Here is a 23,811-nt window from a genome sequence, read left to right as displayed (position 1 = left end):
TCATTCCATAAAATAATTACCTCTTTTATTTTGTAAAAATTTCATTTTACTGATGAAAAAATTATTTTTTATGGGAGCGATGAGCCTTATTACTTCGGCTTATGCTCAAACAATTGAGTCTGAAAAAGATTCTATCAATCAGGATGTAATCCAATTGGATGAGGTTTTAGTTTCTGCTGTCCGGGCTGACAGAAAAACGCCTATTGCATTTTCTTCTATCAACAAAAAAGAGTTAGCTAAACGCAATTTAGGACAAGACATTCCTATTTTACTTAATTTTATGCCTTCGGTAGTAACTACCAGTGATGCAGGTAATGGCGTAGGGTACACTGGAATACGAGTTAGAGGAAGTGACGCTACACGTGTGAACGTAACTATCAACGGCATACCCTACAACGACTCGGAGTCACACGGCACGTTTTGGGTGAATATGCCAGATTTTGCATCCAGCGTAGAAAACATTCAATTACAACGTGGAGTTGGCACGTCCACCAACGGTTCAGGAGCGTTTGGAGCAAGTTTGAACATGCTTACAGACGCATCTTCTTATGAATCAAATGCTTTACTATCAACTTCTTACGGAAGCTACAACACTCAAAAGCACACAGCGAAATTCTCTACAGGGTTGATGAATAACACCTTTGAACTTTCAGGACGTTTGTCAAAATTATATTCTGATGGATATATTGATCGTGCTTCCTCAAAATTAAATTCTTACTTCTTACAAGGAGCCTTTGTTGATAAAGGAACTCTTATCAAAGGATTGGTATTTGGTGGAAACGAAAAAACCTATCAGGCGTGGAATGGCGTTGATGAAGAGGAAATGAAAAAATACGGTCGCCGTTACAATCCTTCAGGGAAACATAAGGACAACAACGGAAACACTGTTTTCTATGACAACGAAACCGACAACTACAAACAAGATCACGCTCAGCTGCATTGGAATCAACGTTGGAGTAATATGTGGAACACTAATTTTGCGTTGCACTACACCAAAGGTTTCGGATATTATGAAAACTATAAAAAAGACCAAAAACTATCCAAACATGGCATCAAGCCAATTGAGTCAGGAGGCGTAACATCTTCAAAATCAGATTTAATTCGCAGAAAATATTTGGATAACGATTTTTACGGAGCAGTGTTTTCATTGAACTACAAAAATAAAAATTTAGATTTTACCTTCGGAAGTAGTGCCAATCGTTACGTAGGCGATCACTTTGGAGAGATTCTATGGGTTAGAAAACCTGCAAAATATAATTTCAAGCAGGAATACTACCGCGATGATGCTATTAAAACAGAGGCAAACAATTTTTTAAAAGCGACTTACTCTATTGGTAAATGGATTTTCTTTGGAGATTTGCAACTTAGAAATGTAAATTACAAAGCTAACAGTGAGGATACAGGTTTGGTAAATGACTCGTTTGATTTTTTCAATCCGAAGGCAGGCGTAACATATTCATTAAACACTCAAAATCAACTATACATTTCGTATGCGAAAGCTCAACGCGAACCGAATCGTGACGACTACGAAAACGGCAATCCACGCCCAGAAAAACTAAACGATTTTGAAGGAGGATGGCGATTCAAATCTGAAAATATAGCATTGAATATCAATGGATACTACATGCAATATCAAGACCAATTGGTACTAACAGGAGCTTTGAACGATGTAGGAGCTCCAGTGCGTGAAAATAGTGGAAAAAGCTATCGATTGGGCGTAGAAATTGACGCGGTTGTAAAACTCGGAAAATGGCAAATTCAACCGTCAGTAACGCTTAGCCAAAACAAAAATATTGATTTTTACACCAACTTTGACGGAAAGTTAGTGAATTTGGGAAATACGAATATTTCATATTCGCCAAACATAGTGGCTGGAAATGGATTAACATTCAACCCTTTGGAAGGACTACAATTAAGCTTATTCAGCAAATACGTTGGAGAACAATTTATGAGTAACACGGATGCTGACAAATCAAAATTAAATTCTTATTTGATCAATGACCTCAGCATAAATTACCAAATTCCAATGAAAAAATGGGCAAAATCTGTAACCTTTAGCTTATTGGTTAATAATATCCTCAATGAGGAATATATTTCTAATGGATATTATTACACTTACGATGATGATTGGACTACGGTTGGAGTTATCAAAACCATTGAAGGTACAGGTTTTTATCCACAAGCCGAAAGAAATTTCTTGGCTGGAGTAACGGTTTCATTCTAAATATATTTGTATTTTTATAATAATTTTCGGCTTTGTTTCAAAAATGAAACAGAGCCGAATTTTTAGTGAAACATTAGTTGTAAATAAATTACATTCATAATCATCCAATTTTTGTAACAAATTTCATATTTAAATACTAACGGAATAAAATTCAAAAGGAAATGAAAACACCATTAAAGATTTTTCTGCTATTTGTTTGCCAAATCACAGTAGCACAGCAATTCAACAAACAAAAGTTGGATACTTACCTAACAACTTTGGAGCAACATAACAAGGCAATGGGAAGTTTTGCTATTTCTAAAAATAGTAAAATTATTTACGAAAGATCCATAGGTCTTGCTAATGTCAACACACAACAGAAAGCAACGAACGATACGCGTTATCGAGTTGGATCTATCACTAAAACATTCACTTCCGTATTAGTTCTTAAAGCTATTGAAAATAAGAAATTAGCTATAGAGCAACGTTTGTCTGACTTCTTTCCGAACATACCTAACGCAAATATCATAACCATCCGACAATTACTTTCACATCAAAGCGGTATTTTCAATTTCACATCGGCTGAAGATTATTTCAATTGGCATACCACACAACAGACAAAAGAGCATATGTTAGAAAGAATTGCTTTGTTTGAACCTGCTTTTACACCAGGCAGTAGAACGGAATATAGCAACTCTAACTACGTATTGCTGAGTTATATTTTAGAAGAGATCTACAAAAAACCATTGGCATTAATCATTGAGTCTGAAATTGTAAAACCATTGAAGTTGAAAAACACATACTTGGGCGGCGAAGCTAAAACTAATGACGGTGAAGCTACGTCGTATCAATTCGTAAAAGAATGGGTTAAAGAACCTGAAACACACCTATCATTTGTTTCAGGAGCAGGAGCTTTGATTTCTACTCCCACTGATTTGATAACATTTGCCGAATCTCTATTTGACGGAAAATTACTCTCAAAAGAAAGCCTGAAACAGATGCAAACTATAGAAAGAGGCTTTGGATTAGGATTATTTACCTATCCGTTTTATGAGCATACAGGATATGGACATTCGGGAGGTATCGATAAATTCGTGTCTGTTATGATATATTTTCCCGAAACGAAGATAGCTTATGCGAGAGTTTTAAACGGAATAACTATGACTGCTAATGACATTGATATAGCGGCACTTAGTGCTGTTTTCGGCAAAGATTTTAAAATTCCCGATTTCACAAAAAAAATATCAGATAAAAACATAGAAGTAGGCTATGAAGGAGTTTATACCTCTGCCGAGACACCTCTGAAAATAACCATATTCAAGAAAGACGGACAGTTAATGGCTCAAGCTACAGGACAATTAGCTTTTCCGTTAACTGAAAAAACAAAAGATATATTTACTTTTCAACCTGCCAATATCGAAATAGAATTCGTCCCCAACGAATATCAATTTATAATAAAACAAAGAGGCACGACAACCGTTTTCCATAAGGAATAAAGAAAAACTATCTGAAAAATCACTCTTTTTCAGATAGTTTTTTCTTAATCTTTCGTGAATTATTTATGCTAAGCTAACCACTTACTCCAAGGAATTCTTGACAAAAAGCAGACAAGCCCTAACGCATAGAAAAGAGCTATTTTACCAAAAGCTCGATTGCTTGTTTTCTGTTTTTTGTGTAATGACCACCCAATGGTAATGAACACAACTCCAATGATAACCATCATCGGGTGCTCCAATAATAGTTGGCGTATGTACGAATTTTTCATAACACCACCAGCTTTCCAATTTTCGATTAAAGGAGTTACTACGTACAGAATTAATCCTAAAAGCAACTGGAGATGTGAAAAAATCAACGCAAAAAGCCCTATTCTCAAATCTTTAGAGCCATACTCACGTTTAACAAAAAAACCTATTGCTGCATTGATAGTTGCTATCAAAACTGTTGCTAAAACAACATACGCAAAAAGGGAATGAACCTGAAGGAACGTTGAATACATATTGATGAATATTTAGTTTGAGCAAAGATAGGAATTAATTGTGAATTGATGTTTTTTTCAAGTAAGAATTAAATCAAAAAAGTAAACATAAAAATATAATTTACTCATAATAAGACATTTACTTTATCTTTTAAAAAATATTGAAAATTAATATGTAACGTAATATGGCAGATACAAACAAAGTTAGTTTACTAAATCGTGACCTAACTACTTTTAAAACTCTAAATAAAAGACTATGATTGAAAACTTTAAATTTTCATAATACATCAGAATCTCTTAGGATATATCCCCTTATCGGAAGTACACCGAACACTTCGCTGATGGCACTACCAAAGACATTACCGAAGAAATCCCTTTTGAAATCCCCGAAAATTGGGCGTGGTGCAATCTTGAACAAATTTGTGAATTTATAACGGACGGAACCCATCAAACCCAAAAATATTCAGAATCTGGATACATATTTCTTTCTTCAAAAAATGTTACGACAGGAAAAATCAATTGGAAGGATGTAAAATATGTGGGAGAAGAATTACATAACATTTTATATAAAAGAATAGCTCCTAAATTGGATGATATTCTTTTGGCTAAAAACGGGACAACAGGAATAGCAGCGATAGTAGATAGAGATATTATTTTTGATATATATGTAAGTTTAGCGATTTTGAGACCTTTTAATAAATACATAAATTCTAAATATTTACTGCATATTATAAATAGTAGCACTACTAAAAGTCAATTTGATAAAGGGTTAAAAGGAATAGGTGTGCCAAATTTACATTTGGAGAAAATTAGAAAAGTCCTCATCTCCCTCCCGCCTCTTTCCGAACAAAAAAGAATCGTTGCCAAAGTAGAAGAATTGTTAGCCTTGGTAGAGGATTTGGAAACCAACAAAACCGACCTAAAAAGCACCATTCAAAAAGCCAAAGCCAAAGTATTGGATATGGCAATTCGTGGAGAGCTTGTACCGCAAAATCCTGACGATGAACCCGCTTCCGTGCTTTTAGAACGCATCAAAAATGAACAACAATCTGCAAAATCTAAAAAAAGAAACACGGCACATAATACACACTATGAGGAGGAAGCTCCTTTTGAAATCCCTGAAAATTGGACGTGGTGTAGGTTGGGGGAGATTGGGGAAGTTATAAGTGGAGGGACTCCTCAAACATCGAATGAAAATTATTGGAATGGTGATGTTTCTTGGATAACTCCCGCTGATTTAAGTAATTACAAAGAAAAATACATTAGTCGTGGAAAAAGAAATATTTCGATGGAAGGTTTAGAAAATTCTTCAGCAAAAATAATTCGTAGAGGAAGTGTTTTGTTTTCGAGTAGGGCTCCAATAGGTTATGTTGCTATTTCTGAAAAGGAAGTTTCAACAAATCAAGGATTTAAATCTATTTCTCCATATATTGAGAATTCAGAACATTATATTTATTATTTTTTATTAGCAGAAAAAGAGAATATTTCTCTGAAAGCATCAGGGACAACTTTTAAAGAGTTATCAGGGACAGAATTTGGAAAAATTCTCTTTCCCCTCCCACCATTAGCAGAACAACGGCGAATTGTGGAAAAAATCGAGCATATATTTTCGGTTTTAGATGAATTGGAAGAAATTTTAAGTTAATTGTAAATGATTATGTATAATTGATAATCAAGAATTGTTTATGTTTTCTATTCATTTTAAAATAATAGAAATATGCAAAAACAATTTGAAGCCTTTTTGGCAAAGCAGGAGCTATCTCCTAATACGATGAGCTCGTATGTTTGGACAGTTGAGTATTTCCAAAGGAATTATCAAACGCTGAATAAGGAAAATTTACAAGCGTACAAAGGGTATCTCATAGAGCATTTCAAACCTCAAACGGTCAATCTTCGTCTGCAAGCCATCAACAAATTTTTAGAGTTTAAGAAGAAAGACCGCCTGAAAATGAAATTTGTAAAGGTTCAGCAGAAGAATTTTTTGGAAAATGTTATCAGCAATGCTGATTATCTTTTCCTGAAAGAACAACTGAAAAAAGACGGCTACCAAGATTGGTATTTTGTGGTGTGGTTCTTAGGAGCTACGGGGGCAAGGGTGAGCGAACTCACACAAATCAAAGCGGAGCATATTGCACTAGGATATTTGGATTTATACACCAAAGGAGGCAAAATCAGAAGGCTTTATATTCCAAAAAAACTCAGAAACGAGGCTCAAAAATGGCTCAAAGAAAAAGACATCTCTTCGGGATACATCTTCCTAAATAAGTTCGGAAACAAAATTACTACCCGAGGTATTGCAGGGCAACTGAAATATTTTGCCGAAAAATATGAGCTGAACCCTAAAGTGATTTATCCGCATTCGTTTCGGCATCGTTTTGCTAAGAATTTCTTGGACAAGTTCAACGATATTGCCTTTCTTGCCGACCTTATGGGGCACGAAAGCATAGAAACTACCCGAATTTATCTCCGCAGAACTTCCACAGAACAGCAACAAATTGTAGATAAAATCGTAACTTGGTAGAAATCAATGGTTAATTATTGATGATGAATTGATAATTAACCATTCATCATTAAGTTAGATTTTCCTCAATATTATCTAATTCCGTGAAAATTTCCTCTATTTTCTGAACAATTCTTTTCTGCTCGGGTAGCGGCGGGAGAGGAACGATTTCATTTTTTATCACATCCATTGATATAGAGGAAAATGTAGAACCTGTAGCTTTTTGAATAAACTTTCGTTTTAGTGTTTTAGTCCAATAATCACAACTATCCGAAACTTTTAAAATAAAAGTTGCCTGAGAATGTCGTATATTTGAAAAATTCCCATTTTTTTTTCAATTATGGCACTCTTCAGGCGAAGCAAAAATACAAATAAACCCGTAATCAGACAAATTTTAGATCTCATTCCTGCGCATATTTTAAGAGCGGAAATCGCTAAACATCAGTCCGATAAGGGAAAGTCTACCTATAAAACTCGCGACCAATTGGTGGCACTAACTTTCGGACAGCTGAATAAATGCTATACGCTATCCGACATAAGTTGCGGATTATCAGTTAGTAGCACTTTCCTAAGCGATCTCCAACTCAAACAAAGTCCCGCAAAATCAACAATGAGTGATGGAAACAAAGTAAGACATTATGGAGTATTTAAAGATTTGTATTCTAGTCTTTTAAAGTATTACAAACACTCTTTAAAAGCCAAACATCAAAGTCATATCATCGATGAAATCCAAAACCACAAAATAAAAATCATTGACAGTACTACCATTAGCCTGTGTTTAAGCCTTTTCAACTGGGCAAAATATCGGACAGCTAAAGGCGGACTCAAAATTCACACCGTTTGGGACGATCAACTTGGATTGCCTGAAATGGTCAATATCACCGAAGCTAAAACACACGATAGCAAAGGATTACAACAAAATATCTATCCGAAAAACACCATCATTGTTGAGGATAGAGGCTATTTTGATTTTAGTTTGATGCTGGGCAGAATCCATTGCCAAAATACTTTTGTTACGCGAATTAAGTCCAACACGCTCTACCAAAGTCTCGAAGAACGAGACCTGCCTGATGAAAAAGACCACGACATCCTCAAAGATGAAATCATCGTTTTGACCTCAAAAAAGGCGGTAGAAAGTGGTATTGATCAAGAGAAATTGCGTTTGGTAAAGGTTTATAAGCAAGATGGCAACAAAACCATAGAAATCATCACCAATAATATGGATTGGACGGCGAGAACCATTGCGGATTTGTACAAAAAACGATGGGATATTGAGTTGTTTTTCAAGGCGATGAAGCAAAATTTACAGATAAAAACTTTTCTTGGAACGAGTGAAAATGCGGTGAAATCACAGATTTATGTATCTTTGATTTGCTATCTTCTGTTGGAGTTGATAAAGCGATTTTATAGCGATAAAAAGACGGCATTTAGTAATTTTTGCGAGAAAATAAGGGTGTGCCTTATGCATTATTTAACCTTGAATTATGTATGCAATGAGCTGAAACCGATTGTAAAAAAAGCAAAAAAACCACCTGAAAACACACTCTTTGACAGAGATAATTCCGCACAACAAACAAGTCTGCCCTTATAAATAAAGGGTTGACAAGGAATTTTATGAGTTTTCAAAAAACTTTCGGACGGCTGTGTCCAATAATATATAAATTTTTCACTCATTCTCTGTAATGGAACTATACAGCATAGACCTCTACCTATACATAACCTTCTATTAGTAATATTTACTTCGCCTACCGGAGCTCTCACACAAATTAAAACACTATTTGCAGGTGCAACTTTTGTTATTTCATTTGTATAAAAGTTTGAAGGTTTAATATACTTGGAAGTAAAAAATATTTTTCCTTGATGAAACTCTAAATTTCCTTTTCCTGAAATATTTTCACTTTTAGGTGATTGTCCCATAATAACTTCCCCAATTTCTCCCAACCTACACCACGTCCAATTTTCAGGGATTTCGAACGGTAATTCATCATTAACCATTAACAATTTATCATTGTCATAGTGTGTATTATGTGCCGTGTTTCTTTTTTTAGATTTTGCAGATTGTTGTTGTTTTTTGATGCGTTCTAAAAGCACCGAAGCAGGTTCATCGTTAGGGTTTTGTGGCACGAGTTGCCCACGAATTGCCATATCCAACACCTTGGATTTGGCTTGTTGAATGGTGCTTTTTAGGTCGGTTTTGTTGGTTTCCAACTCCTCTATCAAGGCTAACAATTCTTCTACTTTGGCAACGATTCTTTTTTGTTCAGAAAGAGGTGGGAGAGGGAGGAATAGTTCTCTAACTGCTCTCAGAGACAAATTTTTAATTGTTGATCCAGTAGCATATTTTTCTGAGTATTTTAGAAAATAATTACTATCAATAATATTTTTAATAAATTTTAAGTGTATTTTTTGTAAAAGATTGACATAACAAGCACTTTTTCCTAAAATTATAGGTTCTCCTTTGTAAAAAGCATTATTACACAATGTACCATTTATTGAAATAAGAATAGTACTTTCTGAAAGAGGTTTCTTATGTTTTTCAAATTCGTCAAAAGATACTTTTTTTGTAGTGTCCTTAATAACAATTCTTCCATCATTTAAGTTGTTTCCATTTACAAAAAAATATTCCCCTGCATCATCATATATTGGGGTTCCGTGCAAACCATCACCTATAATACTTGAAACCTCCCCCAACCTACACCACGCCCAATTCTCAGGAATGCTGAAAGGGATTTCTTCGGTAATGTCTTTGGTGGTGCCATCAGCGAAGTGTTCGGTGTACTTCCGATAAGGGGATTTTTCACAAGTGATATATGACGATTTTTTATCTTTTTTTATTTTTTTCTGTTCGATGAGTTGTTGTTTTTCTGCACGGATTTTTTCCAATAATACTGATGCTGGTTCGTCTTTGTCGTCTTGCAGGACAAGTTGCCCACGAATAGCAAGGTCGAGTATTTTTTGTTTGAGCTGTTGGGTATTCACTTTTTTAATTGTTAATTATTAATTGTAAATGGTTAATTGTTAATGGTCATTAATCATTTATAATTAACCATTGATAATTGATTTGAGTTTTTCCACGGCAGACATAATATTGGTGGCTTTCTCTTGGATGTTTTCAAGTAGTTCATCAAGGGGAATGTCTTCGGTTTCTTCGCCTTGTTTAAGCCACGCGATATCTAAACTAGTTTTATCGCGTGCTATAATTTCTTCTATGGTGTATTTTCGCCATCGTCCTTGCGGATTTTCAGCCGAATAGGTTTCTTTTCGCTTGCTGAAATCGTCTTCGCAATAGCATTCGATAAACTCCTGAAAATGTTCGTACTTCAAAGGATTGGTTTTCCCAAAATTCGGCATATTGCTTCGCAGGTCGTAAATCCAAACTTCTTTGGTATTGTTTTTTTCGGTTTTACCTTTGGTAAAAAATAGCACATTGGTTTTCACGCCTTGGGCATAGAAAATCCCTGTAGGCAGACGCAAAATGGTGTGCAAATTGCACTTGTCCATTAGGTCTTTACGGATTTTTTCGCCGTCGTTGTCTACAAACAAAACATTATCGGGCAATACGACACCTGCACGACCATTCACATTCAAACTTCGGTAGATATGTTGCAAGAAGTTGAGCTGTTTATTAGAAGTCGGAAAGGTTAAATCGTCGCGAGTAGCTCTTTCGCCACCTTTCTTTGTACCAAAGGGCGGATTGGTCAGTACCACATCAAAACCTGTCATTTTTTTACCTTCGGACGAGAGCGTATCGCCCAATTTTATATCGCCTTTGATGTCGTGGAGGATCGCATTCATCAGTGCCAAACGGTGCGTTTCGTGTACGAGTTCACCCCCTGTAAAGGCTTCATTGATTTGAAAATTTTGCTCTTCTTCAGAAAGGTCAAAAAGATTATCAGTCTGATTTTTAATATGTCGGTCGGCGGCAATCATAAATCCGAAAGTTCCGCAGGCAGGGTCGTTGCAGCGTTCGCCCGCTTTTGGGTTAATTAGCTCAGTAATGACATCAATCAGCACACGCGGGGTGAAATATTGCCCCGCTCCCGATTTCTTTTCGTTGGCGTTTTTCTCCAAAAGTCCTTCGTATAAGTTACCCAAGCCCTCTTCCTTAGCGGAATACCAATCCAATTCATCAATGGTTTTGATAATTTTTTCAAGGTTTTTAGGCTCTTCAATATTCGATTTTGCACCGCCATAAATTTCGCGTATGCGTCCCGTGCATTCCTCGCCCAAATGCTCCAAGAGTTCTTTGTAAAACTTTTTCAGGTTGATACCGTCTTGTTTTACGAGTTTGTCCCAACGATACTGCTCAGGAATTTCCTTTTCGGTATCGGTTTCCTTTGCCATTTTTAGGAACAGAATATAAGTCAGTTCCGTTACATATTGATGATAGGTGATACCATCATCTCTTAATACATTACATAAAGCCCACAGCTTTGATACGATTTCTTGGTTGTTCACGGGGTAATTGTTAATTATTAATGGTTAATTGTAAATTGTTAGTTGTATTCATCTCCGAAATTGAGTTTTAGTATATTTTTCTCTGCTTTTTTCCTTGTATTTATTCATTTGTTGGATATGTGAATATCTTTAATAAATCATCAAACAATACTTTAAAACAAAAAAGTGAACCTAATAAAATAGGTAAAACAACTAAATTTTTTCCAAATTCTAATCTAAAACTTCTGATATTCATTTCATAATAAAATTCTGGTATGATAAAAATTATTATGACAGAAATAACTTCAAAATATATAGAAGCCTTATACAAGTACATTATCCTATGCAACTCTGTTTCATAATTTTTAATTTTTCTATCGTAAAGTAATTTTTTTAATTTGGAATTAAAAACTAACGAAAAAGATGTTATTTTGAAACCTATCATAATTGATAAAAAAGTAATAATATCTGAATAACCATCAAATGAAAATGGAATAACAAAATATCCTAATAATATAGATGTTATTATTATAATTATCAATTTTTGTTTGTCTTTTCCTTTCATTATATACTTTTTAATAGGTTATTCAATACATCTTCTGAATCAAACTTTCCATTTGATTTTCTCTTGCAATTAATTTCAGTTAACTTCACAAAATTATGTTGATTATATACAAAGTTAAAATTATTTTCGTCTGTACCTTTAATAACTAATGACGAAGAATTTGTTCCTCGTTTGTTTAGTAATTTTTTTAAAAAATTGATATTGAGAAAGTTGTTGGAATAATGAGCAGTTATTTTAAATTTTTCAGGAGCATCAGTTCCTGTCAAATCTTTTAAAGCTTTTCTTTGCTCATTATCATTGAATAAATTATTCACATCTGTAAAACTTATTTCTGATACAGATTTTAGAGTTTTGATAAATTCATCTTGAGTTTTTAAATGTTTTTTCACAATAAATTTTTTATCAAGTTTTTGTGATAAAATTTCATTTATAAACTTCATTTTTTTTATATTCGAAATGTAAAGAACATTATTTTTATAATGATATAATATAAATAACTGACTTGTAAGCTCTACTTCATCATCTTCTCTTTTGTTTGGTAGTTTATTACCTGTAATTATGTTAGTAAGATTCTCATCTTTTGGCATAGGATTACCATAATCTATATTAATCCATATATAATCAGAATGCTTTGAAACGATTATTTCGTAGAATATTTCATTGTGCAAAATATGAAAATAATCTTCTAATTTATCGAAGGTGTTTTCATTGATTGTTTTAAATCTTTCAATTCCATTATTAGCTTCCTCTATCAGTTGCAAGAAATAAAATGATAGTTTATCAGACATAATTTTTGTATTTTATATATTTTCAATATTTTTTCTCTACAATCCTGTAAAACTATTAATCATTAATCATTTATAATTAACAATTTACAATTATAAATGTTTTTTCTTCGTGGTTTTTAATATTTTTGTGATTATTTTTATGATTTCAACAGCATCGTTATTTATGCTTTCATATTCAGTTTTATTGATATATTCAGTTGCAAATAACAATTCTAACCAATATAACACTTCGTTAATTTCCTTCTGAGCAATGGAAAGTTTATGAACAAAATCATTGGTAGATTCAGAATGCTCTGCCTCTCGTACCATTGCTCCTACACTCGTGCCACTTCTTAATAATTGTTTAGACAAAACAAATTCCTTCTTGCTATCTTGTAAATATTGATAAAGTTTTACAATACGAATAGCAAAAGCAAAACTTTTATCTTTGATAATATTCTCTTTCATTTATAATTAACCATTTACAATTTATAATTTACAATTAAACAACAAAAAGATACTCCTTCAGCTCATCTACAATTTCATCTAACTGATTTTTAAAGGCTTTGTTGATTTTTTCGTAGCCACCTTCGTTTTTGAATGCTCCCGTGTTAAAACTTTCGTGGTCGATAAATTGTTCTTTGATGAGGTATTTTTCGATGCGGTCGAGCCATTTTTCTTCAATTTTTGTGAATTGACGATGGATTTTGAGCTTCTTAAACGCATTTTCCAAGCGAACGGCATAATCTACCAAAGCATTACCCAACGCCAAAGTACGAACGATGCCGATAATATCCGTGGTGATGTCCACATTTTTGGCTTTGTTCCAAGCGTGGTTGATTTCCCTAATGGAATAGCCCGCCTGCTCCATTTCCAATCGGAGGCTTCTCAGTTCGTTGCGTGTCAGCTCCTTTGGTCGGGTGCAGAGGATGTTGAGAGCGGCTATTTGGTTTTGATTTTCTGTGATAAAAGCTCTGAAGGCTTCGATGTAATCCTCGGGGCGTTGTTCCGTTCCACCGTAGCCTTGGTAGCGTTCGGCAACTTGGTCGGTTTTATCGCTGATGATTTTGTAATGATTTGATTTTGATTTGGAATGAAATAAGAATTCAATCGCTTTTTTATGGTTTTGGATAAAGATTTTTACCTCATTAATGGGTTGTTCTTTCAGTTCTCGGATAAACTCCTGCGGTGTTATTTTCTGTAAATTAAGGAAATAATCTTCGTCTTGTTTTGTGATGTTTTTAGCTCGTCTTTGCAATCTTCCGATGAGCTGATTTACATATTTTTTCACCGAAGAAGCCTCGTCGCCGTGGTCAATTCCATTGATAATATCCTCAAAAGAAGCGGACGGATTGGCAACTACGGGCGTCATTTTCGTAAAATCTACAATGCTTTCAAAAACGCCCACAGGATCGTAAATTTCAAAGTTTTCTTTATTGATTTTTGGACAAAGACGCGTGGCTCTACCCAACATTTGTTCAAACAAAATCCTTGATTTCACACGGCGTAAAAACACCAACGAGGTGATTTCAGGTACATCAATTCCTGTGGTGAGCAAATCCACCGTAACGGCAATATTCGGATATTTTTCGTTTTTAAATTGCTTGATGGCTTCTGAAACGCGTTTCTTATCGCCTATACTTCCCGTGATTTTCTTTACCGCATCATTATCAATGCCTTGCTCAGCGTAAATTTCTTTCAGAATTTTTACGATGAGGTCGGCGTGTTGGTCATCTACGGCAAAAATCAGCGTTTTTCCTTGTCCTTCGGGGTCGAGGTCTTGGGCGATTTCATTGAGTACCACTCGGTTAAAATCCTCAACAATGATTTTTTTATTAAATTGTTCGATGTCAAAATCAAGTTCGTCTTCAATTTCTGAAAAGTCGGTAATTTCATTTTTTTCAGGGTCAAAAATTTGAATGGTATCTCCTTTTTGGTAATGAATGCCTTCTTTTCGCAACTGCGTAACGATTTGGTGTGGAAGATTATAATCCACTAAAAATCCGTCCAAAACCGCCTCACGATACGAGTATTCAAACACGGGTTTTCCGAAAATTTCGGTGGTATGGAGGGCAGGAGTGGCGGTAACGGCGATTTTCACGGCATCGAAATAATCAATCACGCTTCGGTATTTGCTGACAAAATCGTCCTGATTGCGGAACTCCATTTCATCGTCAGCCATCTCTTTATCAAGGGTATAGCCTCGGTGGGCTTCATCAATGATAATCAAATCATAATCGGAAACCGACGGGATATATTCGCCTTCGTTGTATAAAATCCGTTTGACCATCGCCTGTACCGTACTCAAATGAATTTTGGTTTCTCGCTCAATGTTTTTGTCTTCCAATCCTTTGATATTGTAAATGTTATCCAAAGTTTGCAAATCCTCCAATCGCACTTCTTTGAATACATCGTGTGCTTGTTCGCCAAGCGAGGTTCTATCCACCAAAAACAAAATACGTTTGAAGCGTTGGGTTTTCAAAAAACGATACATCATCGCCAAAATGGTACGCGTTTTCCCTGTGCCTGTCGCCATTGAAAGCAAAATTGATGATTTGCCTTTAAGTAATTCTCTTTCAGTGGTTTCTATGGCTTTTATTTGGTACTCACGCAAGTTGAGTCCGTCTTTGTCTCTCAATAATTCGTAAGGCGTTTCGGCGAGTTTTTGGTTCGCTTTTTCGATGTCTTTTTCCAAATCTTCCAATAAGCCTTGCGGACTTTTCCAACTTTGTAATGCCTTAGGAATGTTATCATTTCGGCGTGTGTCCAAAAACCAAATGCCCGATTTGGTCTCCAACTGCTTTAAATATTTTCTGCCATTGGTAGCAAAGACAAAAGGCACTTGATAAGCTCCCCATTGAGAAATAATGTATTCAGAATGTTCTGATTTGATGTGTGTTGCGTAATCCTTACACTGATTGGCGATGATGGCGGAAATGTCTTTGTGTTCGGGTTTGGCTTCTACAATTCCGACTAATTTCAAACCTGCAAATAGGGCGTAATCGGCATTACCTTTATCGGTGGGAAATTCGGCAATGGCTATATTTTTTCCTTTTTCGGGGCGAGTGCCTTGCGAATATTTTAGGAGGATAGAATCGGCTTGCCAACCCGCTTCTTGCAGTTGAGCGTCAATGATTTTTCGCGTTTCCTCTTCAGAAAGATTGAGCTGACTCGCGTATTTTTGCGATTGTTTCACGCGTTCTTTTTGTGCCGATAAAAATTCTTTGGATTGGCTTTCCTCTAAATATTCTTTCTGTTTTTGAAGTTCAAATAACTGATTTTGAAGGGACTCTATCTGTTTTTCTTGGGCTTCTTTTTCCGCTTTCAAATCCTCTACGGAGATGCTATGTTTTTCAGACAATACAAATTCCGAATGCCCCTTGGTACCCTCGCCATAAGCCAAAGCAAACCAACGAGCCAATTGGTAAGCGATTCTGAGCAAAGTCGCGGCGGCTTCTTGCGAGGCGTACACCGAATGCACGGCATCATTTCCCTTGAGTCGCAGTTGATGAAAAAGGTCGGCAATGATAGGCTCTATAATGCCTTCTCTTTTGAGCGTATTGATTTTAGTAGCCTGATTATGCTCTGTGGGAATCGGAATATGTTCGATTTGAAAAATTTCATTGACCATCACCTCGCTAAATTGCCGAAGTTTGAACATACAAGTGTTGGGGTCGGAATAGAGATTTTTTTCAGATAAATAGGCGATATTGTATAGTAAATTATGGTCTTCTCGTAGAAATATAAAGTTAGAGGTCATAGTTTTATTTTTGAGCGGTTAATTCAGAAGAACTTCCCATAATGTAAATTTATCGGAAATAAAGCCACAAAAGTACAAATTATTTGAATAAAATCCTTTTGAGAAATATAATTTTTTGTCGATATGAAAGCTACTTTTCTAACTATAAAAATCTTTCTGAAATACACCCCAAAACAAATAAGTTTAACAAAAACAATCGGGTTATTAATTGCTTTCTATATTTCAAATTTTAAGAGATACGTTTTATAGTAACTCAAAAGCAAACAGTATAACTAACTATCAATTAGAATTATAAAAAGAACAACAATCCGTGTGGGATTGTTGTTCACGCTTATGAAGGAAAATTAACTTGAAGCAACCTTAAAAGTTATATCTTGTCCAACCAAAAATAGATGTTGAACAACCTTTGTTTGAGTCTTTAATTGTGATTTGAGAATTGATGTTATCTGCATCCATATTAGATTCCTTTCCTGAAATAGCTGTTGTTAAAGAGTTTGTCAATGAAACCATAGCAACACCGCCCCCTTTTCCGTCTTTCAAATCAACAAGGTCGATTACCTGCCCTGTTCCTTTAACAAGCACGTTATCAATCGTAGCTTTTGCTCCACGACGTACTTTGATGACATCTTGCATTACTTTAGCTACATCTGTACTTTTAGCGATTTTGAGGTCGATAGTCATGTTTTTAATTGTAAAATCAGACTGATGTGTATGCGTTGGGTTTGCTCCATCCAAATTTCCATCGGCCTCTACGCCACGAGGATCCGACTCTGAACTCGAAAAATCCCCTTGCCACAAACCGTAACAATTCTCTAAAGTTCCATTCCAACCTTGAGTCATGTCAAACATGTCATCATCCGTATTGACACAAAGTAAGTTTTTAACACTCACCGAACCTCCGAAAAATTCTATTCCGTCATCGGCACATTCATAGACATATACATTTTCAACAGTTGTCCCTGAACCTACTCCGTTAAGTGTCAATCCATTATGTTCTACATCAGCGTTTGAACGAGCTCCCGTATATTCCAAAATCAGATACTGAATCGTTCCTGAATTGTCATTATCCATCGTTCCACCGTAAGGAATACTGCTATCAATTTCAGTGCTTCCCTGAGGAACACCTGCAGTCCAATCGCCAGAAAGCCTTGCTTTTCCATTGATTATCAACCCTCCCCAATACCCCGCTTTGGCAGTTCCTTGCGGAGCATTCGCGGTCATTTTCACAGGGTTTTCGGCGGTTCCTTGTATGTTCAATTTTCCACCCTGCAATACTAAGATATATTTATCAAACCCCTTATTTGCTTTGATGACCGTTCCAGCAGGAATATTAAGCACCGCTCCATCTTTAACAATCAGTGATCCATCCAAAATATAAGTTTTGGAAGCATCTAACGTGCGGTTTTGGGTTACTTCGCCTTTTAAATACGTGTTTTCAAGGGGTGTTTCCTCCTCTTTATCACTCTTGTTACACGAAATTAGTGTTAAACCTGTTAAGGCAATTAAAGTTCCAATTTTGAAAGTTTTTGTTTTCATTGTTATGTTTATTAATTATACTATTTTTATGATGTTTAAAATGTTTTTATTTGGCATAAATACCTCGTTTATTATCTGAACAAATTTGGTTCCCCATCAGTATATGGTTAAAATTTGTACGATAACCCAAGATTAAAGTCAACACCGCGTTGGTATGTATTTAGGATGATGTTTCCATCATTATTGGTGGCTTTTCTACTTAGTTCTCTTTTTGAATTGAATATGTTCTTGGTTTTTAATTTCAATGAAAGTCGTTCTGTAAGGTCTAAAGAAGCAACAAAATCCATTGTAGGTACTCCCTTTTCGATAATATCTTTGTACTGTAAGGTTCCAATGGTATAGATTCTATCACTAAAATAATTGAATACCATTGAAGCAGTAAAGTTCTTATTATTCTTCTGCAAACTGTATGTCAGATCAGCATTTGTAATAAAAGGAGCTGCTCCTTCCAATTGAGTTTTACGAGCTTGTGTATTAGCAACATTTATGTTTAACTCGGTGAAAATCAATGAAGCATTCCATCCAAAAGACCATTTTTGGTTAGAGAGTTCGCTTTCAGTTTGAAACAAATTCTTCCTTAGTTCAAGTTCTATTCCTGCGAAAGTAGCGTAGTCACTAATATTTCTATAAGTCAAATAGCCTCCTGAGCCTCCTTCTTCAACCCGAGCAATGGGACTAACAACATATTTATAAAACCCTGATAACGAGAACAATTCATTTCCATTGATATAATAATCCCATTTCAAATCCACATTGTAATTGTCCGAAGGTTTTAAGTCTTTATTTCCTTGACTTTTAAAACTAACATCGATATACACATAGGGGGAGATTTCTTTCGACTGTGGCATCGTGTATGTTTTGCTAACCCCAAAACGTAGTGCATGTTTTGAGTGTATGTCATATTTCAAGTTCAGCGCAGGAAGAATATATAATTTAGTTATTTCAGTATCCCCTTTAGTACCTCCGCGGTTTACGTTATAACTCACTTTCATATCCACATTCTCTCCTTTCAATCCTGCATTTAGGACAAATTTTGGATCAATCTGATAGGTAAACTCGCTATAAAACGAATGGATAAATTTACTTACATCATATCGGTCAAAGTTTCTATCCAATTGGAATAAACCTGCATTTAAGTTCGCTTGATTATATAATTGATCTAATTTATAAGAATTAATATTTAATAATTGTTGTGATGACAAATCGTACTCAATCGCTTCGAAATCAGTTGTTAAGAATCGTCCATTATATCCAATTTTCCAATTAGAAACCTTTTCTTGTGAGTTAAATCTATAAGTATATTCTAACTTTGTATTCAAATCATTTTCTTTCAATTCAATGAAATACCGTTGTTGTCGCCCTGTGCTACCTGTAAGTTTGTAATGGTTTGAATCAGAAATTTTTGAAAAATTATTTATCCGTCTGTCGGGCTCCAATCCTTTTAGAGAATTATACGCAATTCCGAGATTGATAACCGATTTTTCATTCAGTTTCCAGTCAGATAATAATTGATTTGTTATCAACATATTATCATTATTTTGTTGTCGGACTAAATAACCCAAATAGGTATCATCGTACGCATCTTGGTATCGCTCTGAATTTTTGCCTTCATAAATCCCAACATACTGATTATTAGCATGAACCAACATAAGATTATATCTTAACTGAAGATTATCTATCGTATAATTAGCATTTAAAAGCCCTAATTGATTGATTTTCTTTGAATACTTTTTACCTTTTTGATCAAGGAAAATAGTTCCTTCGGTGGTTGTATTTCGTATGATTTCTTCCGTAAAGGAATAGTCACTGCTGTGTGAAAACACTCCATAAATTGACAGCGGATGGTGTCCAAGCATCATTTTTTTTCCACCTGAAAATCCAATACCTGTATTTATCAGGAATTTAGATTGCGAAGGATCTAAACTATTTGCAAATTCATATACATTCAAGTTTGTAGAAGGTTTTTTTCTGTTAGAAAATCCTAATGAATTGATTCCTTGTTGTTCAAGAAAAGTATCTGACCTCATAACCTGAGTGTTCATCCCAAGGGAAAGATCCATTTTCAATTCGCTGTCATTTACCAATTCTTTTGACGTTATGTTTATGGTAGCCCCTCCTACGTCTGATAAGGTTCCCACTCCAAAAACTTTGTCTATACCAATACTTTGGATAATATCCGTAGTAAAGAAATCCAATGAAATATTCTTATATTCAGGATCTTCCGAAGGAATTGGGAATCCATTTAAAGTGGTCGCGTTGTATCTATCTCCTAAGCCTCTGACAAATACGCTTTTTACTCCTTCTTGCTTTGAAATTCCGGATATTTTTGTAACCGCACCTTCCGCATCACTGACTCCCTTTCTGGAAAGTTCTTGAGCTCCAATAGCTTGTTTCATCAAAACAGCATTTTTCTGCTCAACCAAAAGTACGCTTTCCGCCTCTCTATTAACATTCCATTGTACTACGACCTCTTCCAAACCAACTCCTGCAGAGTTTAAACCGACTTCGATTTGTAGTCTCTTTCCTGTCTCTACCTTCACCGGAATTTCTTTTTCTTCATACCCCATAAAACTTACCAATAGCGTATAATCCCCGGCCTCTAAATTCAAATCAAACTTTCCGTGAAGGTCAGTAGTTGTTCCTCTACTTGTACCCTTAACAATCACACTGGCAAATGACAATGGCTCTCCGTCCATTTCTTGATCGGTCACTACTCCTGCCACTCCTGTTTTGGTTTGAGCACTGAGCATAGTAACCAAAAACATGGAAAAAACGCATAAAATTTTGTTCATACTATTATCATTTTTTTCTGTGGCAAAACTACAGTGTAAATGTAAAATGAACGTAATGAGTATATTATAAAAACATCACGAAATTATTACTGACAAGTAATCAAAAGTTTAAGGAAATGTTAAGGAAAAACGTAATTGTTGTCCTTGTTTAAAATGAAGTAGTTTTATCGTTTATTCTATGCGCAAATGATAACAAAAATTAATTTTCACTTTGTTTCTATCTTGTTTTTTGTTTTCTTTGCCAAAAGTAAGGAATGTTTATGAGGTAAAAACTTAAAAACTGATTCAAAAAAATCAGTTACGATTAAGTTTACAATTGAACTGAGAACTTGATAATACTTTATCAACGCATTTTTATTACAAAAAAGATTATTAAAAATATGAAATTCTTTTTATTAGCAATCTGTTGTGCCATTTTAGGCTGTAGCAGTAAAGAACAAGATTTACGAATATACGTATCAGGAAAAGTGTCGAACGAATCTGGAGAAGGAATATCAAATGTCAAGATTCAAATTTTACGTGGGAAGATAGGACATTACGCTGCGACGAGATATTCGAACTATGAGACGATTCATACCAATCATAAAGGAGAGTTTAACTATACAATCCAAAATGACACCTATGTGTACAAAATCTGTTGTGAATTACCTTCGGGTTATGAATCTGTCACACCTTCATGTAAGGAAATTGATCACAGCATCGTCAACGGAGGTACTATCTTCAACGTAATCAGTTTCAAATTGGTAAAATAATAAGTTTCTGCATAAAGGGTAATAGCATTTAATCAGCACAATAGAATATTTTCACCCCAAAAATTCTGGAATTTTGTTTACTTGATTTTTAAATACTAGCTTTGCCCCCGTTACTACTTTCACTCCACGCCTCAAAATAATAAATTCCATATAAGAATGAAACAATTATTTTTTATTATACTAATTATCAGTAGTATACCTATTTTAGCACAAGATTTGGACGAAATCAATACCGATCGACCAGACCAGAGTGAAGGGGTCTATACACTATCTCCCAAGAAATTACAGTTTGAGAACGGATTTACGTTCGCAGAGAATTCTTTTGCAGATAATTTGATGCTACGCTATGGTTTATGGCAAGGAACAGAAGTACGTTTTTCCACGGATATTTCAAAAATAAAGAGTGAAAAGTGGCAAGTTGGCAATCTTTTTGTAAGCGTAAAACAACATCTATTATCTGAAAATGAATGGATTCCATCAATCACCTTGGTTGGATATGGAGGATATGATTTCAGAGACAAAACCTTTAAACCCGATGTATGTTTAGCCTTTGAAAACACCTTATCAGAACAATTTTTACTGGCATACAATATCGGGACAGCAGAAAAGTTTCAGAACCTAACCACCACATTCCAAGTAGGATATGCTCCTTTGAAAGAAGTATATCTTTTTGTAGAATATTTTGCTGTTTTCAATACAGAAACACTCCCTTCACACAACATTGACACAGGAGTTTTATATATGTTGAACCCTAAATTTCAGATAGATGTTGCTTTTGGACGTGCTTTGTTCAGTTCTTCAGCGGACTTTTTTGTAACCACGGGGTTTTCGTACCTCTTTTGATTGAGGCAACCCTAAAAACTCTGTGTGAAAGAAAACTAAAGACAGATCCTATAAGTCAGAAATCACAAAGTGATTCCGTTCGCAATCCTTAGGTAGGATGTATTATGCTTTTGAAGTCAACGACTTGAAAAAAACAAACCCGAATCCTAATGTTAGCATACAATGGAAAGGGAACATCCCGAAATCATTCAATCGAACGGCACTGTACAATCCGAAAATGAAATATATCATCAGCATGAATTCAAAAATCATGTTTGGAGACAGTTTTGTATTGATATATTTGTTGTTTTTCCAACTATCGGAAAGTGAACTGATATTAAACTTAGGAGTTCTCACAAACTCACTTTTTTTACCAGTATGCCCTTCCAAAACAGCAATAGTATTGTGGAATGAAAATCCTAATGCTACTGAGAAAAATGTAAAAAATAGTGTGACATAACTCAGGAAATCGTCGAAGGTTTTGCCTTGCAGATTTTTATAGGTTACCCAATAGCAAATAAAAAGGATAATGGTACTTAGAATAAAGAAACTGGTTATTTGAAATAGCCAATCCAAATGCCCATAGGTATTTTTGATGTAAAGTACGGGAATACTGAGTATCGAAACGATGAATACCCACAGAAACATTGAGCTATTAAGCAAATGCATCACTCCATGGAATTTGGTTTTCCAACCAATATTTTTTGAAGACAGCACTCGCATCATCGATTTTCTGAAATTTTCAGCTCCTCCTTTGTTCCAACGGAACTGTTGCGAACGAGCTGCTGAAATAACCACAGGCAACTCAGCAGGAGTTTCAACATCTTCTAAATATTTGAATTTCCAATTTTTAAGTTGTGCGCGATAGCTGAGGTCTAAGTCTTCGGTTAGGGTGTCGCCTTCCCAATTTCCCGCATCATAAATACATTCCTTCCTCCAAATACCCGCCGTTCCGTTGAAGTTTATGAAATGTCCTTTTGAGCTTCGACCTACTTGTTCCAATGTAAAATGAACATCTAAGGCCAAGGCTTGAATCCTAGTTAGGATGGAGTAGTTTCGGTTTAGATGCCCCCAACGAGTTTGAACTACGCCTATTTCAGGATCCTTGAAGTAAATGATTGTTTTTTTTAGCCAATCGGGCTGTGGCATAAAATCCGCATCAAAAATAGCAATGAAATCTCCTTTCGCTATAGCCGTTCCTTCCTTCAAAGCTCCTGCTTTAAAGCCTTGGCGATTGGCTCGGCGAATATGCTGAATATCTAACCCTGTTTTTTGAAGGTCTTCCACAATAACAGCTGTTTCAATCACAGACTCATCCGTAGAATCATCCAAAACCTGTATTTCCAATTTATTTTTTGGGTACTCCAATTGGGCGATATTTTCCAACAACCGTTTTACTACATATTTTTCATTGTACAAAGGTAACTGAATCGTTACATACGGTATTTCCTTAGGATCGAGCAGATTGAATTTGGGTGACTCATCATTTTGTTTTCTGTGTTTCAGATAATTGAATAATAGATTAAGCATTGAGAGGCTATACAAAAAAATCAGTATTAATGCCACTGCGTAAATCGCAACAAGGGTGTAATTGATAATCAACTCCATAGGGTACTCAAATGTTAGTAAGAAATATTTTGCAAAGATATGTATTTTGTCTTACGCTGAGATTTTTTCTGTATTTTTTTGGAAGAAAATGAGA

18 protein-coding genes are annotated in these 23,811 nt (G+C 35.2%); 7 read left to right on the top strand and 11 right to left on the bottom strand.

Annotation, left to right across the window (positions count from 1 at the left end):
* The first annotated feature begins 52 nt into the window (after nt 1-52).
* Entirely contained in the window at nt 53-2,224 is a 2,172-nt protein-coding gene (locus CGC52_RS06110) for a TonB-dependent receptor (RefSeq protein ID WP_095893757.1), read from the top strand.
* Nucleotides 2,225-2,385: 161 nt separating this feature from the next.
* On the top strand, nt 2,386-3,699 hold the full coding sequence (locus tag CGC52_RS06105) for a serine hydrolase (RefSeq protein ID WP_095893756.1): 1,314 nt from the start codon (nt 2,386-2,388) through the stop codon (nt 3,697-3,699).
* 68 nt (nt 3,700-3,767) lie between these two features.
* On the opposite strand, the gene CGC52_RS06100 is transcribed toward CGC52_RS06105, so the two are convergent.
* Nucleotides 3,768-4,199 (bottom strand): hypothetical protein, encoded by a 432-nt coding sequence (locus tag CGC52_RS06100; RefSeq protein ID WP_042005449.1) that lies wholly within the window; start codon nt 4,197-4,199, stop codon nt 3,768-3,770.
* Between the two features lie 283 nt (nt 4,200-4,482).
* Here CGC52_RS06100 and CGC52_RS11345 point away from each other — a divergent pair, with 283 nt between their 5' ends.
* Together CGC52_RS11345 and CGC52_RS06090 are read left to right on the top strand one after the other, a co-directional pair.
* Nucleotides 4,483-5,823 carry a restriction endonuclease subunit S gene (locus CGC52_RS11345; RefSeq protein ID WP_369800755.1) on the top strand — a complete coding sequence of 447 codons (1,341 nt, stop codon included), beginning with the start codon at nt 4,483-4,485 and terminating at the stop codon, nt 5,821-5,823.
* Nucleotides 5,824-5,895: 72 nt separating this feature from the next.
* Entirely contained in the window at nt 5,896-6,699 is an 804-nt protein-coding gene (locus CGC52_RS06090; protein WP_095893754.1) for a tyrosine-type recombinase/integrase, read from the top strand.
* Nucleotides 6,700-6,748: 49 nt separating this feature from the next.
* Here CGC52_RS06090 and CGC52_RS11415 read toward each other — a convergent pair whose 3' ends face one another.
* Entirely contained in the window at nt 6,749-6,964 is a 216-nt protein-coding gene (locus tag CGC52_RS11415) for a restriction endonuclease subunit S (protein ID WP_369800754.1), read from the bottom strand.
* A gap of 54 nt (nt 6,965-7,018) precedes the next feature.
* On the opposite strand from CGC52_RS11415, the gene CGC52_RS06080 reads away from it, so the two are divergent.
* Nucleotides 7,019-8,269: an IS4 family transposase gene (locus tag CGC52_RS06080; protein WP_095893404.1), complete on the top strand. Its 1,251-nt coding sequence runs from the start codon at nt 7,019-7,021 to the stop codon at nt 8,267-8,269.
* Here the strand turns inward: CGC52_RS06080 and CGC52_RS06075 are convergent.
* From CGC52_RS06075 to CGC52_RS06040, 8 genes are all read right to left on the bottom strand, one after another.
* On the bottom strand, nt 8,161-9,657 hold the full coding sequence (locus tag CGC52_RS06075; protein WP_095893752.1) for a restriction endonuclease subunit S: 1,497 nt from the start codon (nt 9,655-9,657) through the stop codon (nt 8,161-8,163). The two genes, CGC52_RS06080 and CGC52_RS06075, sit on opposite strands and share 109 nt — an antisense overlap.
* A gap of 63 nt (nt 9,658-9,720) precedes the next feature.
* A complete protein-coding gene (locus CGC52_RS06070) occupies nt 9,721-11,136 on the bottom strand; it encodes a type I restriction-modification system subunit M (protein WP_095893751.1) in 1,416 nt (471 codons plus the stop codon).
* A gap of 100 nt (nt 11,137-11,236) precedes the next feature.
* Nucleotides 11,237-11,680: a hypothetical protein gene (locus tag CGC52_RS06065; protein ID WP_095893750.1), complete on the bottom strand. Its 444-nt coding sequence runs from the start codon at nt 11,678-11,680 to the stop codon at nt 11,237-11,239.
* Nucleotides 11,680-12,468, bottom strand: a complete 789-nt coding sequence (locus tag CGC52_RS06060; protein WP_095893749.1) for a hypothetical protein — start codon at nt 12,466-12,468, stop codon at nt 11,680-11,682. The genes CGC52_RS06065 and CGC52_RS06060 overlap by 1 nt, the downstream gene beginning before the upstream one ends.
* A gap of 90 nt (nt 12,469-12,558) precedes the next feature.
* Complete coding sequence (locus tag CGC52_RS06055; RefSeq protein WP_095893748.1) at nt 12,559-12,915, bottom strand: four helix bundle protein; 357 nt, start codon at nt 12,913-12,915, stop codon at nt 12,559-12,561.
* A gap of 34 nt (nt 12,916-12,949) precedes the next feature.
* Nucleotides 12,950-16,207, bottom strand: a complete 3,258-nt coding sequence (hsdR, locus tag CGC52_RS06050) for a type I restriction-modification system endonuclease (protein ID WP_095893747.1) — start codon at nt 16,205-16,207, stop codon at nt 12,950-12,952.
* A 360-nt stretch (nt 16,208-16,567) separates the two neighbouring features.
* Nucleotides 16,568-17,743, bottom strand: coding sequence for a hypothetical protein (locus tag CGC52_RS06045; RefSeq protein WP_095893746.1), 1,176 nt, complete (start codon nt 17,741-17,743; stop codon nt 16,568-16,570).
* Between the two features lie 107 nt (nt 17,744-17,850).
* Complete coding sequence (locus CGC52_RS06040; RefSeq protein WP_095893745.1) at nt 17,851-20,535, bottom strand: TonB-dependent receptor; 2,685 nt, start codon at nt 20,533-20,535, stop codon at nt 17,851-17,853.
* Nucleotides 20,536-20,915: 380 nt separating this feature from the next.
* On the opposite strand from CGC52_RS06040, the gene CGC52_RS06035 reads away from it, so the two are divergent.
* Entirely contained in the window at nt 20,916-21,287 is a 372-nt protein-coding gene (locus CGC52_RS06035; RefSeq protein ID WP_095893744.1) for a hypothetical protein, read from the top strand.
* A 156-nt stretch (nt 21,288-21,443) separates the two neighbouring features.
* Complete coding sequence (locus tag CGC52_RS06030; protein ID WP_095893743.1) at nt 21,444-22,130, top strand: transporter; 687 nt, start codon at nt 21,444-21,446, stop codon at nt 22,128-22,130.
* 102 nt (nt 22,131-22,232) lie between these two features.
* On the opposite strand, the gene CGC52_RS06025 is transcribed toward CGC52_RS06030, so the two are convergent.
* Nucleotides 22,233-23,717: a cellulose synthase family protein gene (locus CGC52_RS06025; RefSeq protein WP_095893742.1), complete on the bottom strand. Its 1,485-nt coding sequence runs from the start codon at nt 23,715-23,717 to the stop codon at nt 22,233-22,235.
* Nucleotides 23,718-23,811: the final 94 nt, after the last annotated feature.

It is taken from the genome of Capnocytophaga sp. H2931, assembly GCF_002302535.1.
Classification (GTDB): domain Bacteria; phylum Bacteroidota; class Bacteroidia; order Flavobacteriales; family Flavobacteriaceae; genus Capnocytophaga; species Capnocytophaga canis.
Note: the sequence above shows the minus strand (reverse complement) of the source record. Positions and strands in the feature narration are given on the sequence as shown.

What these genes read in the sequence shown, in the direction of transcription:
- CGC52_RS06080 (WP_095893404.1), top strand. Translation starts at nt 7,019, where the DNA reads ATGGCACTCTTCAGGCGAAGCAAAAATACAAATAAACCCGTAATCAGA.
- CGC52_RS06100 (WP_042005449.1), bottom strand. Translation starts at nt 4,199, where the DNA reads ATGTATTCAACGTTCCTTCAGGTTCATTCCCTTTTTGCGTATGTTGTT.
- CGC52_RS06110 (WP_095893757.1), top strand. Translation starts at nt 53, where the DNA reads ATGAAAAAATTATTTTTTATGGGAGCGATGAGCCTTATTACTTCGGCT.
- CGC52_RS06105 (WP_095893756.1), top strand. Translation starts at nt 2,386, where the DNA reads ATGAAAACACCATTAAAGATTTTTCTGCTATTTGTTTGCCAAATCACA.
- CGC52_RS06025 (WP_095893742.1), bottom strand. Translation starts at nt 23,717, where the DNA reads ATGGAGTTGATTATCAATTACACCCTTGTTGCGATTTACGCAGTGGCA.
- CGC52_RS06065 (WP_095893750.1), bottom strand. Translation starts at nt 11,680, where the DNA reads ATGAAAGGAAAAGACAAACAAAAATTGATAATTATAATAATAACATCT.
- CGC52_RS06060 (WP_095893749.1), bottom strand. Translation starts at nt 12,468, where the DNA reads ATGTCTGATAAACTATCATTTTATTTCTTGCAACTGATAGAGGAAGCT.
- CGC52_RS06090 (WP_095893754.1), top strand. Translation starts at nt 5,896, where the DNA reads ATGCAAAAACAATTTGAAGCCTTTTTGGCAAAGCAGGAGCTATCTCCT.
- CGC52_RS06035 (WP_095893744.1), top strand. Translation starts at nt 20,916, where the DNA reads ATGAAATTCTTTTTATTAGCAATCTGTTGTGCCATTTTAGGCTGTAGC.
- CGC52_RS06040 (WP_095893745.1), bottom strand. Translation starts at nt 20,535, where the DNA reads ATGAACAAAATTTTATGCGTTTTTTCCATGTTTTTGGTTACTATGCTC.
- CGC52_RS06030 (WP_095893743.1), top strand. Translation starts at nt 21,444, where the DNA reads ATGAAACAATTATTTTTTATTATACTAATTATCAGTAGTATACCTATT.
- hsdR (WP_095893747.1), bottom strand. Translation starts at nt 16,207, where the DNA reads ATGACCTCTAACTTTATATTTCTACGAGAAGACCATAATTTACTATAC.
- CGC52_RS06055 (WP_095893748.1), bottom strand. Translation starts at nt 12,915, where the DNA reads ATGAAAGAGAATATTATCAAAGATAAAAGTTTTGCTTTTGCTATTCGT.
- CGC52_RS06045 (WP_095893746.1), bottom strand. Translation starts at nt 17,743, where the DNA reads ATGAAAACAAAAACTTTCAAAATTGGAACTTTAATTGCCTTAACAGGT.